At 28.9% G+C, this 14,908-nt stretch carries 17 protein-coding genes; 6 read left to right on the top strand and 11 right to left on the bottom strand.

Going from position 1 to position 14,908, the window contains the following annotated elements:
* Window positions 1-146: 146 nt before the first annotated feature.
* Both cysK and ACLVEP_RS02275 read left to right on the top strand, forming a co-directional pair.
* On the top strand, window positions 147-1,079 hold the full coding sequence (gene cysK / locus ACLVEP_RS02280; protein ID WP_412582544.1) for a cysteine synthase A: 933 nt from the start codon (window positions 147-149) through the stop codon (window positions 1,077-1,079).
* A gap of 125 nt (window positions 1,080-1,204) precedes the next feature.
* Window positions 1,205-2,506 carry an O-acetylhomoserine aminocarboxypropyltransferase/cysteine synthase family protein gene (locus tag ACLVEP_RS02275; RefSeq protein WP_227359947.1) on the top strand — a complete coding sequence of 434 codons (1,302 nt, stop codon included), beginning with the start codon at window positions 1,205-1,207 and terminating at the stop codon, window positions 2,504-2,506.
* Between the two features lie 24 nt (window positions 2,507-2,530).
* Here ACLVEP_RS02275 and ACLVEP_RS02270 read toward each other — a convergent pair whose 3' ends face one another.
* Window positions 2,531-3,067 (bottom strand): hypothetical protein, encoded by a 537-nt coding sequence (locus ACLVEP_RS02270; protein WP_412582542.1) that lies wholly within the window; start codon window positions 3,065-3,067, stop codon window positions 2,531-2,533.
* Window positions 3,068-3,196: 129 nt separating this feature from the next.
* Here ACLVEP_RS02270 and ACLVEP_RS02265 point away from each other — a divergent pair, with 129 nt between their 5' ends.
* Window positions 3,197-4,036 carry a tRNA 2-thiocytidine biosynthesis TtcA family protein gene (locus tag ACLVEP_RS02265; RefSeq protein ID WP_318001283.1) on the top strand — a complete coding sequence of 280 codons (840 nt, stop codon included), beginning with the start codon at window positions 3,197-3,199 and terminating at the stop codon, window positions 4,034-4,036.
* A gap of 53 nt (window positions 4,037-4,089) precedes the next feature.
* On the opposite strand, the gene ACLVEP_RS02260 is transcribed toward ACLVEP_RS02265, so the two are convergent.
* Together ACLVEP_RS02260 and ACLVEP_RS02255 are read right to left on the bottom strand one after the other, a co-directional pair.
* On the bottom strand, window positions 4,090-4,521 hold the full coding sequence (locus ACLVEP_RS02260) for an RrF2 family transcriptional regulator (RefSeq protein WP_412582540.1): 432 nt from the start codon (window positions 4,519-4,521) through the stop codon (window positions 4,090-4,092).
* A gap of 90 nt (window positions 4,522-4,611) precedes the next feature.
* Window positions 4,612-5,931, bottom strand: a complete 1,320-nt coding sequence (locus ACLVEP_RS02255) for an aspartate kinase (protein WP_318001362.1) — start codon at window positions 5,929-5,931, stop codon at window positions 4,612-4,614.
* Between the two features lie 128 nt (window positions 5,932-6,059).
* On the opposite strand from ACLVEP_RS02255, the gene ACLVEP_RS02250 reads away from it, so the two are divergent.
* From ACLVEP_RS02250 to ACLVEP_RS02240, 3 genes are read left to right on the top strand one after another with little or no spacing between them, the layout of a single operon-like run.
* Complete coding sequence (locus tag ACLVEP_RS02250) at window positions 6,060-6,710, top strand: GDSL-type esterase/lipase family protein (RefSeq protein WP_317990952.1); 651 nt, start codon at window positions 6,060-6,062, stop codon at window positions 6,708-6,710.
* Window positions 6,711-6,729: 19 nt separating this feature from the next.
* Window positions 6,730-7,695, top strand: coding sequence for a YHYH domain-containing protein (locus tag ACLVEP_RS02245; protein ID WP_412582538.1), 966 nt, complete (start codon window positions 6,730-6,732; stop codon window positions 7,693-7,695).
* A gap of 12 nt (window positions 7,696-7,707) precedes the next feature.
* The gene (locus tag ACLVEP_RS02240) at window positions 7,708-8,298 is read left to right on the top strand and encodes a nitroreductase (protein WP_412582537.1); all 591 of its coding nucleotides are present in this window, start codon (window positions 7,708-7,710) and stop codon (window positions 8,296-8,298) included.
* Between the two features lie 54 nt (window positions 8,299-8,352).
* Here the strand turns inward: ACLVEP_RS02240 and ACLVEP_RS02235 are convergent, their stop codons facing one another.
* The 8 genes from ACLVEP_RS02235 to ACLVEP_RS02200 all read right to left on the bottom strand — a co-directional run.
* Complete coding sequence (locus ACLVEP_RS02235; protein ID WP_412582535.1) at window positions 8,353-8,985, bottom strand: LytR/AlgR family response regulator transcription factor; 633 nt, start codon at window positions 8,983-8,985, stop codon at window positions 8,353-8,355.
* Complete coding sequence (locus ACLVEP_RS02230; protein ID WP_318000337.1) at window positions 8,978-9,568, bottom strand: hypothetical protein; 591 nt, start codon at window positions 9,566-9,568, stop codon at window positions 8,978-8,980. The genes ACLVEP_RS02235 and ACLVEP_RS02230 overlap by 8 nt, the downstream gene beginning before the upstream one ends.
* Window positions 9,569-9,912: 344 nt before the next feature.
* Window positions 9,913-10,467 carry a hypothetical protein gene (locus ACLVEP_RS02225; protein ID WP_318000336.1) on the bottom strand — a complete coding sequence of 185 codons (555 nt, stop codon included), beginning with the start codon at window positions 10,465-10,467 and terminating at the stop codon, window positions 9,913-9,915.
* 156 nt (window positions 10,468-10,623) lie between these two features.
* Window positions 10,624-11,265, bottom strand: a complete 642-nt coding sequence (locus ACLVEP_RS02220) for an epoxyqueuosine reductase QueH (RefSeq protein ID WP_412582534.1) — start codon at window positions 11,263-11,265, stop codon at window positions 10,624-10,626.
* The gene (queA, locus tag ACLVEP_RS02215) at window positions 11,265-12,290 is read right to left on the bottom strand and encodes a tRNA preQ1(34) S-adenosylmethionine ribosyltransferase-isomerase QueA (protein WP_412582533.1); all 1,026 of its coding nucleotides are present in this window, start codon (window positions 12,288-12,290) and stop codon (window positions 11,265-11,267) included. Before queA ends, ACLVEP_RS02220 begins: the two co-directional genes overlap by 1 nt.
* Complete coding sequence (tgt, locus tag ACLVEP_RS02210; RefSeq protein WP_412582531.1) at window positions 12,291-13,424, bottom strand: tRNA guanosine(34) transglycosylase Tgt; 1,134 nt, start codon at window positions 13,422-13,424, stop codon at window positions 12,291-12,293.
* A 74-nt stretch (window positions 13,425-13,498) separates the two neighbouring features.
* On the bottom strand, window positions 13,499-14,443 hold the full coding sequence (locus ACLVEP_RS02205; RefSeq protein WP_117850801.1) for a GTP-binding protein: 945 nt from the start codon (window positions 14,441-14,443) through the stop codon (window positions 13,499-13,501).
* Between the two features lie 4 nt (window positions 14,444-14,447).
* On the bottom strand, window positions 14,448-14,908 hold a 461-nt coding region (locus tag ACLVEP_RS02200; protein ID WP_412582529.1), incomplete at its 5' end, for a GTP-binding protein.

Raw genomic sequence — 14,908 nt, 5'->3', positions numbered from 1 at the left:
ATTATAAATATAGTATCAAAAAAAAGGATTATGTTCAAATTATTGAATAATAAAATATAAAAATGTATACAATCTTTATTGACAAAGAAGAAATGATAGTATATAGTTAAATCATACTAAATCCATAGGAATAAGGAGAAGTAAATATGAGCAAAGTAAAAAACAGTTTTTTAGACCTAGTAGGAAATACACCACTAGTAAGAGTAAACAACTTAATCAAGAAAGATGAATTGAAAGCAGATGTTCTAGCAAAACTAGAATATTTCAATCCCGCAGGATCAGTCAAAGACAGAATTGCAAAAGAAATGATCCTAGATGCACTAGAAAAAGGATTGATCAATGAAAATACAACATTGATTGAACCAACAAGTGGAAATACAGGGATTGGACTATCAGCCGTAGCGACAGCATTGAATCTAAAGATCATTATTACAATGCCAGAAACAATGTCAGTAGAAAGAAGAAATCTTATGAAAGCATATGGAGCTGAATTGGTTCTTACACCAGGAAGTGAAGGAATGAAGGGAGCAATCGCCAAAGCAAAAGAATTGGCCTCACAAATCGAAAACAGCTTCATTCCAGGACAGTTTGAAAATCCAGCGAATCCAACAGCACACTATAAAACAACAGGTCCAGAAATCTATGAACAAACAGAAGGGAAAGTAGATATCTTCGTAGCCGGAGTAGGAACAGGAGGAACAATTTCAGGGATAGGGAAATACTTGAAAGAAAAGAAACCAGAAGTAAAAGTAGTTGCAGTAGAACCAGCAAGCTCACCAGTACTATCAACAGGAAAAGGAGGAGCACATAAGATACAAGGAATCGGGGCAGGATTTGTACCAGAGACATTGGATACAAAGATCTATGATGAAATCATTACAGTAGAAAATGAAGATGCATTTGCGACAGGGAAAGAAATGGCAAAGACAGAAGGAATTCTAGTAGGGATATCATCAGGGGCAGCATTATATGCAGCTAAAGAACTAGCCAAGAGAGAAGAAAATGTAGGGAAGACAATTGTAGTCTTATTACCAGATGGTGGAGATCGTTATTTATCAACACCTTTAATTCAAGATTAGATAGGGGAATTTAAATGATTGAAGAATTAAGACATAATTTCCGTAACGGACGAATGTGTAAATAGTTTCATTTATTCATAAAACAATATATAATATTTATACAAAAGAAAGAAGAGGAAATTAAAATGGCAGTAACTAAAAGAGAAGATAGAAAATTTAAATTTGAAACATTACAATTACATGTAGGACAAGAACAACCAGATCCAGCAACAGATGCAAGAGCAGTACCTATTTACCAAACAACATCTTATGTATTTAAAAATAGTGCACATGCTGCAGCACGTTTTGGATTAGCAGATGCAGGGAACATCTATGGACGTTTAACAAACTCTACACAAGGTGTATTTGAAGATCGTATTGCCGCTTTAGAAGGTGGGGTAGCAGGTTTAGCTGTTGCTTCTGGAGCAGCTGCAATCGCTTATACTATTCAAGCTTTAGCAGGACAAGGTGAACATATCGTTGCTCAAAAAACAATTTATGGGGGAACTTCTAACTTATTAGCACATACATTTACTCAATATGGAATTACAACTACTTTCGTAGATGCTCATAATTTACAAGAAGTTGAAGATGCAATTCAAGAAAATACAAAAGCTATTTATTTAGAAACTTTAGGAAATCCTAATAGTGATATTCCTGATATTGATGCAATTAGCGCAATCGCTAAAAAACATGGATTACCAGTTGTTGTTGATAACACATTTGGTACACCATATCTATTTAGACCAATTGAACATGGTGCTGATATCGTTGTTCATAGTGCTACTAAATTTATTGGTGGTCATGGTACAAGTTTAGGTGGTGTCATCGTTGATGGTGGTACTTATGATTGGGCTAAGAGTGGACGTTATCCATGGATCAGTGAACCTAACCCAAGTTATCATGGAGTGAAATTTACTGAAGCTGCAGGACCAGCTGCTTTCGTTACTTATATTAGAGCAATCTTATTAAGAGATACAGGAGCTACAATTTCTCCATTCAATGCATTCTTATTATTACAAGGTACAGAAACATTATCTTTAAGAATTGATCGTCATAATGAAAATACTAAAAAGGTTGTTGAATTCTTACAACAACATCCAGCAGTAGAAAAAGTAAATCATCCTTCATTACCAGATCATCCAGATCATGCTTTATATGAAAAATATTTCCCAAATGGTGGAGGGTCAATCTTTACTTTCAATATTAAAGGTGGCGTAGAAGAAGCTCATAAATTTATTGATAATTTACAAGTCTTCTCATTACTTGCTAATGTCGCTGATGTTAAATCATTAGTTATTCATCCAGCAACAACTACACATTCACAATTAACAGAAGAAGAATTAGCTGATGTTGGAATTCAACCTAATACAATTCGTTTATCAATTGGTACAGAACATATTGATGATATCTTATTTGATTTAAAAGAAGCTTTAGATCAAATTTAAAAACTTGGCATTTGCCAAGTTTTTTTATTCTGTTTCAGTTGTTGAATCTGAATTTGTATTTTCATTTGATGAAGAATCATCAGTTGTATTTTGTGATGAATCACTTTCATCACTATTTGTTGTATTATCACTTGATGTACTTTCTTCATTTTTAGATGAAGAAGATTCTTCTTGTTGGGTTTCCTTTTTTGTAGATGTTGATTCATCCGTCTTTGTTTTATTTTGTTGATCTACTTGTTTTTCTAATTGATTAATTTGTTTTTGTTGATCTTGATAATGTTCATATGCAAAATACCCACCAACTCCTGCACCAGCAATTAAAAGTAAAATAAGTAACGTGATAAAGAAAGTAGAAACTTTAGAACGTCCATTTTTTTTCTTTTTTACTTTCGTTTTTGTCTTTTTTCTTGTTACCTTTTTTGTTTTAGGTCTTTTTTTATTTTTGCTTTTTGTATAGGAATAATCAGTATTATCATAGTATTCTTTTTCTAAATCATCTTGTTGATCATCGTTTTCATCTATATTTTCTTCTTCATCATTGAATTTAAATCTTTCAGCCATATTTATCACCTCGCTATCATTTTATATATCAATATGAATTGAATTTGAACTTTTTATGTGAATTATTCGAAAATATTTGACTTTAGATATGAATTTTGTTTTTATAAATAGAGAAAGTGAGGAAAAAAGATGGATAATTTGGAATATTTAAAAGAAGTAGAGAAGAGTATTCAAAAAAAATATAAGAAAAAATTATGGAGACCTTTTTGCAAGGCAATTAATCAATATGAATTAGTAAAACCTGGAGATAAAATTGCTGTATGTATTTCTGGTGGAAAAGATTCTATGTTGATGGCTAAACTCTTTCAAGAATTAAAAAGACATAATAAATTTGAATTTGAACTTGTTTTTATGGTGATGGATCCTGGATATAATAAAGTAAATAGACAAATGATCATAGATAATTCAAAAAAATTAAATATTCCAATTCAAATATTTGATTCACAAATATTTGATTCTGTTTTTAATATAGAAAAATCTCCTTGTTATTTATGTGCGAGAATGAGAAGGGGACATTTATATGCTAAGGCAAAGGAATTAGGATGTAATAAGATTGCTTTGGGACATCACTATGATGATGTTATTGAAACTATTTTAATGGGTATGCTTTATGGAGCACAAATTCAAACAATGATGCCTAAACTTCATAGTTTGAATTTTGAAGGAATGGAACTTATTAGACCGATGTATCTTATTCGTGAAGATGATATTAAAGCATGGAGAGATGAACATGAATTAACATTTTTACAATGTGCATGTAAATTTACTGAAGAAAATCAAGATGCTCATGATGAAGAAAATGCTTCTAAACGTTTAGAAATTAAACAATTAATTAAGGATTTAAAGAAAGTAAATCCTTTTGTTGAAGGAAATATTTTTAAAAGTGTAGAAAATGTAAACTTAAAAACAATTATTGCTTATAAGGATGATGAAGGAAAACATCTGTTTTTAGAACATTATGATGATTAATCGTGTAGAAATACACGATTTTTAAATAAAAAAACATATCAATGATATGTTTATTAGATAATATATTCAATTTGATATCCATGTAAATCAGCAAGATCTTCTAAAGTATAGGATTCTAAATAATCAGTAATAACTTTATTTAGTCCTTTATAAAAAGGAAGAGTTAAACATTCACTATAACGAGGACATTGATTAGGTTCAGTTTCTAAACAGGCAACACAAGCGATTGGACCTTCAACAGCAACTAAAATGTCTTTTGCTGTATATTTATCCATATCTCTTGTAAGAGAATATCCACCTTGGGCACCTCTAACGCTTTTAATAAGTCCTGCACGAATTAAAGGAGTAGCTATTTGTTCAAGATATTTGATAGAAATCTCTTGTCTTTTAGCAACATCTTTAAGTGATATATTTCCTTGTTCTTTATTTTGGGCTAAATCAATCATTAATCTTAGAGCATAACGCCCTCTTGTTGATATTTTCATATGACCACCTCTTGTCTATTATAACATCTTTTTTAGATAATTCCTAGAGAAATTATATGAATTAAATAAAAAGAAAAAAGACCAAAGTCTTTATTCTTGTTCAATAAATGTATTGTAGATAGCACGAATTGCTTCATTAAAGTGAATGTTTTTAACACCAACAATGATATTTAATTCTGAAGAACCTTGATCAATCATTTTAACATTGATTTTTTTATTAGCTAAAGCTGTAAAAACTTTTGCTGCAACTCCACGACCATCTTTCATACCACGACCAACGATAGCAATTAAAGCAAGGTCAGACTCAAGTTCAATTGAATCAGGTTCAACGGCACGATGTAAGTTAGCTAAAATTTCTTGTTCATGTTCAATGAATGAATTTAATTCAACAATTACGTTCATTGTATCAATACCAGAAGGTGTATGTTCATAAGATAGACCAGCTTCTTCAATAACTTGTAAAACTTTTCTACCAAAACCAATTTCATCATTCATCATATCTTTTTCAATCATAATTGTCGCAAAACCTTGTTTACCAGAAATACCAGTAATAATATGATCTGGTTTATGCACAGTACTTTCAACGATTAAAGTTCCAGCATCTTCAGGTTTATTTGTATTTTTGATTACAATAGGAATCCCTTGAGAACGAATAGGGAAAACAGCATTTTCGTGTAAAACACTTGCTCCCATGTAAGAAAGTTCACGTAATTCTTTATAAGTGATTGTTCCAATTACTTCTGGATTTTTAACGATACGTGGATCAGCAACTAAGAAACCTGAAACATCTGTCCAGTTTTCATAAAGTTTTACTTGTCCACATTTGGCTACGATTGAACCAGTAACATCACTTCCTCCACGAGAGAAAGTTCTAATTTTTGTAGGATCTTCGCTACATGAACCATAGAATCCAGGAATAACACAATTTTCTACTTCACTTAATTTTTTAGATAAAACAGGATCTGTTTTTTTATCATCGTAATTTCCATGTTCATCAATAAAGATACATGTTGCAGGATCAACAAATTCGAATCCTAAATAATTCGCAAGTAAGATACCATTTAAATATTCCCCACGACTTGCTGCGTATTCTTCACTGATTTGATCTTGGAAATTTTTCTTAATAACTTCAAATTCTTCAGTAAGATCAACTGTTAAATTAAGTTCATCGATAATACTTTGATAACGATCTTTGATTGTATCAAAAGTACATTCAAATTCTTGTTCGCTTTCAGCGTTATATGCTTTATATAATAAGTCAGTAACTTTAATATCATCTTTAAAACGTTTACCAGGCGCTGAAGGTACAACAAAACGACGATCTGGGTCACTTTTGATAATGTTTCCAACTTTTTTAAATTGATGAGCATCTGCAAGAGATGAACCACCAAATTTGACGATTTTCACCATAATAATTCTCCCCTCATATTAATGATAATAAAATATCACTTTTTTCAAGTATATTCAATATTTTTTCAATATTGAAAAAACAAAACAATAAAAATATAATAATATTATATAGAAAAGAGGTCGACATTATGAGAGAAAATATGACATTTCTTACAAACTACTATCAAATAAGAGAAATGACAATTGATAGAATGAAAGAAATTATTGATCAAAATAAAAATTCTAAAGCAGGAGGTACTGTCTTTTTTGGAGATTCTATTACTCAATTTATGGATATAGAAAAATATTTTCCGGAAATAGAAAATAAATATAATTGTGGTATTGGAGGAATCACTTCCACAATGCTTCTTCATTTTATAGATGAAGGGGTTTTAAAATTTAAACCTAGACAACTTGTTTACATGATTGGTACTAATGATTTAGGAAAAACAGTTATGCAATCACCTAAAGATATTGCTATTAATGTCAAAGAACTTGTAGAAACAGTACATTATAATTTACCTGAATGCGAAATTTATGTGGTATCACCACTACCATGTTTACCAATGCATGATTATAAACATACACTTGGTGTATTGAGAAGTAATGATTTATTAAAAATGATTTATAAGGAATTTAAAAAGACAATTCCTTATGAATATGTAACTTTTATTAATGCTTATCCAATATTATGCAATAAAAAAGGTGAACCTGTTGAAGCTTACTATGAAGATGGACTTCATATCAATCATGAAGGATATTTACGTTATACAAATTGTTTAAAAGAATATATTTTATAATTAAAAAGGAATAGGGAATATGAAAAAAAGAATATCAAAGATGGCATCTATTATTATTGTTTTACTTATGGCAATCACACCAATAAGTGCCCATCCTGGTAGAACGGATGCTAATGGAGGCCATTATTGTCGAACAAATTGTGCAAAATGGGGACTTAGAGATGGGGAATACCATTATCACAATGGTGGAGGATCAAGTAGTTCTTCATCAAGTTCGGGTAGTAAATCTTCATCTAAATCAAGTAGTTCATCCTCAAAAACACCCAGTGCACCTAAAGTGATAGATTATACAAAGCAAGGAGAAACAGCAGGATACAATTATAAAAAAGCTAATCCTGATGCTAGTAAAGAAGATCTTACGGGAAAAGATCAAACTTATGTAAATGGGTATAATACTGGGTTTAGTAATGCTGAAAATGAATTAACAACAGTATCAAAGGATCAAGGAACGCAAAATGGAACAACAGATGGAACGACAACAGAAACTTATAATTTAGACGTTCCAGTAGGGTTAATGAGTGAAGTCTATTTAACAGCATATAAAGAAGCTTATAATCAAAGTGAAAGTGATGATTTTTCTAAAATAAGACAAGATGCAAATAAAAAAGCAATCGAAAATGTAAGAAACTTAAAAGCAAAAGATATAACAAGTGATTACACTTTAGAAAAAGAAAAGAATGTTTATAAGGAGAGTTATCAAAGTGCTTATGATCAAGAAGAAAAAGAAATCAATTCATTAAAAAAGAAGCTTTCTAAATATGCTCAAGAAGATTTTGATAATGAAAAACAAAGTGATGAATATTATCATAAATATAAAAATTATAAAGTCTATGATGTTTTAGACAAAAAATATAAAAAAGAATATAACAAATATAAAAAAGAAAAAGAACAAGAGCAAGAAGATAAAATTGTTGCTGTAGGTGGAGCAGGTATAATAGCTTTAGGAATTATTGGATATATTTTTTATAAAAGAAAAAGAAAATAACAGGAGAAGAAAATGAATACTTTTGAAAATATAATGACAAGAAGAAGTACGAGAAAATATTTAGATCAATCCGTAAGTCAAGAATTACTTGAAAAAATCATAGAAACAGGGAGATATGCTCCAAGTGGAGGAAATAGTCAAAGTAATCATTTTCTAGTTGTTCAAAATAAACAAATAATTGATCATTTAGTTAAAATGGTTGAAAAGACTTTTTCTAAAATGGAGATTAATGAGAATATGTATAGAAGTTTACAAAATTCAATCAATCTTTCTAAAAAGGGTGGATATGTATTTTGTTATAATGCACCTGTTTTGATTATTGTTGCCAATAAAAAAGATTATGGAAATAATCAAGCGGATTGTGCCCTTGCTCTTGAAAATATGATGCTAGAAGCTAATGAATTAGATTTAGGAAGTTGTTATATTAATCAACTAAAATGGCTCAATGAAGATCAAGAAATTTTATCTTATTTACAAAGTTTAGGTATGAAAGAAGATGAAAGAGTCTATGGTTCTTTAATTGTTGGTTATCCTGATACAAATGATGGAAAGCCTTTAAGAAAAGCATTGCCTAGAAAAGGTAATGAAGTAACATGGCTTTAGAAAATAATAAAGATGATAACTTATATTTGATGTTATCATCTTTTTAAATACATTTTATTTACAAATTAAATTATAAAGATTTTGTTTATATTTATTTCCAATAGGAAGTGTTACTTCGTTTTTTAACTTAATGGTATTTTCTTTTATACAAATGACATTATTTAAATTAACTAGATAAGATTTATGACATTGAATAAATTCATTGCCTAATTTTTTATGAATTTTCTTTAAGGTATATCTTAAGGTATAATTTGAGATAGATGTATGAATAACAATATAATTTCTAAATGATTCTATGTAAAGAATGTTATTTTTGATTATATGATAATTTATTTTTCCACTCTTTAAAGAAATTGTATTTATCTTTTTTAATAAAAAATCTTTGCTTTTAAGAAATGCTTGATACAAGTCTTCATATAAGGATAAATGACGAATATAGTAATTAACATATATATTTTGATGATCAAAAATATTATTTTTTTCATCTAAAACATAAATAAGAATGGAATTTTTTTGAATTTCACTTAAATGAGATATGATTGATAAGTTTTCAAGAATGATAACATCATAAATTAATCCATTTTCGAACGAAGAAGATATTTGCATTTTTAATTCAAGTTCATTAGAAATTTTATTTATGAAATCTGAATTTATTTTGCTTTCCAATAACCATAGAATTTTAATCATCTAAAATACCTTCTTCCACTTTTTTTAAATGTTCCCATAGATTAATGTTATCATTTTCTAAAACAGATAGTATATGATACTTATCTATAAAAGTAATACCTTCTTTTTTTATCATTTCTATTCCACGAAGATAATCAGACTTATCAATTCCTAATAATGAATCAAATATGATTTCATCACCTGATTTTAAACATACTTTAAAAAGAATATTATATCCTTCATTATAAATATATTGTGTTGATATTTTTTCATAAGTAATAGAAATATTTTCGATTACAGAGTATTTTATTTCTTGTATACCTTTTTTTAAAATGAAATACTCCCAAGTTTCTATTAAACCCGATGGTTGGATTATTAAAATAGAATCGTTATTTAAATACCATCTGGGTGTAAATACCATTGGTAAAATAATAATGAGATAAACAATGATACCAACGATTATTATAAGCCCTTTATTTATAAATGGGAAATAGGTCATGAATAATCGAATACTAATTGCATAAAAGGAAAAATAAATTAATAAAAACAAGATTTTCCAAATGATAGATCTATTTTCTTTTTTTATTTCAAATTTATATTTCATATAAATTCCTCCTCTTTCTATCTATACTATATTCGAAAAAATAGATTGCGACTATATTTTGGGGATGAATAGTTTTTCTGTGGGACAAAATCATAATAATAAATAAAAAATGGTGTAGTATGCACCATTGACTGTTTTTATATGGGGGGGGATACACTTAAGGTAGTTGTTCAATAATCAATCGTAAATATTTTTTGAATAACAAAAGTAATAATGTTTTCTATTTTATATCAAAGATAAAAACCATTACTTATAGAAGATAATGAAGTAATATGGTTTTGAGTATAAAAGGTAGAAAGTTATATTAAATATTTTCTACCTTTTTTCAATACATTATATGAATTTTAGTCATCTCTATGTTCTTGTTTATATTTTTCGCTTCCTATCATAGGATATCTACGATAATAATCCCAACGACTCATAACTCTTTCAATGTCTTTTCTTGTTGCTGTTTCATCATAAATTAAGTTTTCAAGATCGTTTTTATAAGCTAGTTGAGATTGGTAATCCAAACAACGTAATAATTCATCAGAATAGATTACTTCTAAATCTAATGCATCTTTACGATCTTGTTTAATTTGTTTTGATGTTTGTGGTTTTCGACTATCATAGTTATTATTAAATGATGCAATTGCTTTAAAAAATATCCATACAAGAAGCATTGCTGCAAGTGCAATCAAACCTAAAATAAAAATATAAGCTAATAGAACTACTAAAGATGCAAAGTATTGTCTTTTTTCTTTAAAGCTACTTATTAAGGTATATGCTATTGCACTACCACCTAGTAAAACAGCATATGCTGGCCAGGCAGTCCATTCACCATTACTTGTCATGATTAAGCCAAACATCCAATTTCCTAAAAATCCATAAGTCATAGTAGAAATTAACGTTTCAATCATAATAAATATCCTCTCCCATTTCGACACATAAATAATGATTTTATAGTCAATTCTAGTGTCTTTTTTATTATTATAAAAATTTGAATAATGTTAAACAAGTATAATGATTATTTAAAATAAAAAATGGTGCAAATTTGCACCATATAGTTTTAAGAATTACTTTTGTAGTTCTTTATTTTTTTCTCTAATTAACATATCTTGGTAAGAATACACACATCCACAATAATTTTGTCTATAAAGGTTATATAATGCGGCAAATTTAACTGATTTTAAATAACCATTGTTCTTTTTAAAATCACTAAAAAGAAATTGTGTTTTTTCTTGATTAAAGCTTGCTCCAATTTCATTGATCCATTGGCTGTTTTTATGTGGAGAAACACTTAAAACTGTTGTCCAATAATCAAAATGATGAGTTGAAGCATAATCATATGCATCTTTCATTCTTTTTGAATAACAAAGATAACAACGTTTTCCACCCTCAGGTTCATCTTTATATTGAGATATATCTTGTAAATATTCTTTGGGTTGGTATTCTTTTTCAATAACTTGAATATTTTGATTGAAATCTTGATTAAATTGTTGAATAAAATCTTCTAATTCATGAAACCGACGAAAATACTCGGTATCTGGATATATGTTAGAATTAGAATAATAAATAGTAATATCGAAAAATTCAGATATTTCTTTTAAAACATTTCCACTACATGGTCCACAACAAACATGAAGAAGTAGGGAAGGTTTTGTTCCTTTTATTTTTTCTAATTCTTCTTTGAATTTTAAATCGTAATTAACTTTCATTATAAAATCATCATACTATCTCCAAAGCTAAAGAAACGATATTTTTCTTTGACAGCTTCTTTGTAAGCTTTGAAAATAAGATCTTTTGAAGCAAAGGCACTGATTAACATTAATAATGTTGATTTAGGTAAATGAAAGTTTGTAATTAAACAATCAATTGCTTCGAATTTATATCCAGGATAAATAAAGATATCTGTATTCTCACTTGTTGCTGTAAATTTACCATATTTTTTCATATTAGCTTCTAAAGTACGTGTTGATGTTGTTCCTACAGCGATGATTCTTTGACCATTTGCTTTTGCTTTGTTTAATTTATCAGCGACTTCTTCGCTGATCATATAGAATTCGCTATGCATATGATGATCTAAAACGTTTTCTTCTTTAACAGGTCTAAATGTTCCAAGACCAACATGTAAACAAACATCAAGGATTTCAATACCTTTATCTTTTATTTTTTGATTGATTTCTTCTGTAAAATGTAAACCAGCCGTAGGAGCTGCGGCACTTCCTTCAATTTTAGCATAAACTGTTTGATATCTATTTTTATCTTCAAGTTTTTCTTTAATATAAGGAGGTAAAGGCATTGTTCCTAATTGATCTAAGATTTCATAGAAAATCCCATCATATATCATTTCAAAAACACGAATACCTTCATCTTTGATTTCAATACATTTTGCTTTTAATAGCCCTTCACCAAAAGTAATCACCGTATTCATTTTAACAATACGAGCATTTCCACATAAACATTCCCAAGTATCTTTCTTTAATTCTTTTAACAAAAGAACTTCTACATGTCCATTTGTTTCTTCTTTAATTCCAAATAAACGCGCAGGAATAACTTTTGTATTATTTCTTACTAAAACATCGCCTGGTTTTAAATAATCAAGAATGTCATAAAAATGTCTGTGTTCAATATTTCCATTTTCTCTATTTACTACCATTAATCTAGAAGTATCTCTTTTTTCAACAGGATGTTGAGCAATGAGTTCTTCAGGTAGTTCAAAATCAAATTCACTTAATTTCATCTAAAAAGCCCTCTTATAAACATCTCTACCATATTTATCTAAAAATTCTTCTTTAAAATCTAATAAACAATCTTCTTGAATTGCTTTACGAATATCTTCAGAAAGTTGTAATAAAAATCTAACATTATGAATAGATAACAATGTTTTCCCAAATAATTCATCTGATTTATGAAGATGTCTTAAATAAGCTCTTGTATAATTTCTACAAGTATAACAATCACATTCAGGATCAATTGGTGTAAAATCTTCTTTAAACTTTTCATTATTAATATTCATACGTCCATGATGTGTCATTAAAGCACCATGTCTAGCAACACGTGTTGGTAAAACACAATCATACATATCAATACCACGAATAGCTGCTTCAATTAAATCAATTGGATTACCTACTCCCATTAAATAACGAGGTTTATCTTCAGGTAACCATTGAACAGCATCTTCAACCATTTTATACATGACATCTTTTGGTTCACCAACGCTTGTTCCACCAATTGAATAACCAGGAAAATCCATTTCTACAAGTGCTTTTGCACATTTTTCTCTTAAATCAGGATATTCTCCACCTTGAACAATTCCAAATAACGCTTGTTTTTCATTATGATGCGCTTCTTTACCTCTTTTAGCCCAACGAATTGTTCTTTCAACACTATGTTTCATATAATCATAAGTTGCTGGATAAGGAGCACATTCATCTAAAGACATAATCATATCTGCTCCTAATTTATTTTGAATATCGATAGCTTTTTCTGGAGATAAGAATAAAGACTTACCATCAATAATACTTTTAAAATAAACGCCTTCTTCTTTTATTTTTCTTGTTTTTCCTAAAGAAAAAACTTGAAATCCTCCACTATCTGTAAGCATAGGACCATCATAGTTCATAAATTTATGAAGCCCACCAGCTTTAGCTACAATATCTTCTCCAGGTCTTAACCATAAGTGATATGTATTAGAAAGGATAACTTGTGATCCCATTTCTTTTAACATTTCAGGGGCAATTCCTTTAACTGTAGCTAATGTTCCTACTGGCATAAACATAGGTGTTTCTACATCTCCATGAGGAGTATGTAAAATACCATATCTAGCACCACTTTGTTTACAAACATGTTTTAATTCATACCAAAAATCTTTCATTTTTCCACCTCTTTTTGCCTATTCATTATACATGAAAGTATTTATAAATAAAATAGAAAAAGAGCTAAAAGCTCTTAATCAAATGTAACATATTCATTTTCTAAAGGTTTAGCACCTTCTAAATGATCAACATGTAAAATAGGAATATTACTTTGAATAGATTCATCATATTCTAAGCTAATTGTTCCATCAACGACTAACCATTCATCTTTAATTAAATCTTTAGCGTATTTACTAATACATACTAAACCTAAAAGTTGCATATCGTCACTACAACATACCATGGCTTGTCTACCTAATACAAAACCATTTTCAATTAATTTATCACGGCCAATAACTTTACCTTTGATTTTAATTGTTTTATTTTCATAAATTTGTGGATTTTCCATAATATGCATACAGAAAATACCATAATCCATATCATTTACTTCAATATAATCATCATTTAAATTATAAGGTAAATCATTAACAGTTAAATCTTCAATTTGTCTATTTTTGTTTTCATAAACAATTTGACACATTGGATTTAAAGATTTAATACTTCCTCTAATAGGATATTTCTTTGTATTTTCATCACAACGATTAACAATAACTAAATCACTACCAGTAATATGATAAACAAATTGACCTCGCATATTGTTGTAATAAAGATCAAATGTTTCAGCAGAAATAGTTGTTAAGATTTGAACAACTTGCCATTGATCAATACAAATTTCATCAACGAATTTTGTATTATCCCACATACCATTATATTCAATCATAACTTGTGTTGGTTGATATTTTTGATGTAGATGAAGAAGAGTTTCATAATTTAAATCTTCTTCATTTTCAATAAATTCAACAGAAGCATTTTCTTTTTCTAAAGCTGGAATATCGAAAGCAACTTCACCTTCTTCACAGGCAATAATAAGTGTTTTTTCATCTTCACCAAAACCTTGTTCAAGAAGAGTATCTTGAATAAATGAAGATTTCCCACTTTCTAAAAATCCAGTAAATAAATAAACTCTTGTTTTATTCATACGCTTATCCTAAAAATAACTCCTTAATTGTATTTTCATCTAAGTCTTTACCAATTACACAAACTTGACCTGTATAAATAGGTTTACCTAAACGAATTTCAAATTCACCTGGTACTAAATCAAAATACCACCAGTCTTCATTTCCACTATCTACAAAACCTTTAGCTCTTAAAACATTATCATCATTACATAATTTATTTAAGATATCACTTAATTCAACTTCATTGTATTTTTTAACAGTATCAAATCCAATACTATTGAAAACTTCATCAGCATGATGGTGATGATGTCCACAACCACATTCATGATCATGGTGATGATGATCATGTCCACAACATTCATGGTCATGATCGTGTTCATGATGATCATGTCCACAACATTCATGGTCATGATCGTGTTCATGGTGATCGTGTCCACAACATTCATGGTCATGATCGTGTTCATGGTGATCGTGTCCACAACATT

The sequence above is a fragment of the Faecalibacillus sp. genome (assembly GCF_047023275.1).
Classification (GTDB): domain Bacteria; phylum Bacillota_I; class Bacilli_A; order Erysipelotrichales; family Coprobacillaceae; genus Faecalibacillus.
The sequence above is the reverse complement of the archived record's forward strand: the minus strand, read 5'-3'. Positions and strand labels throughout refer to the sequence as shown.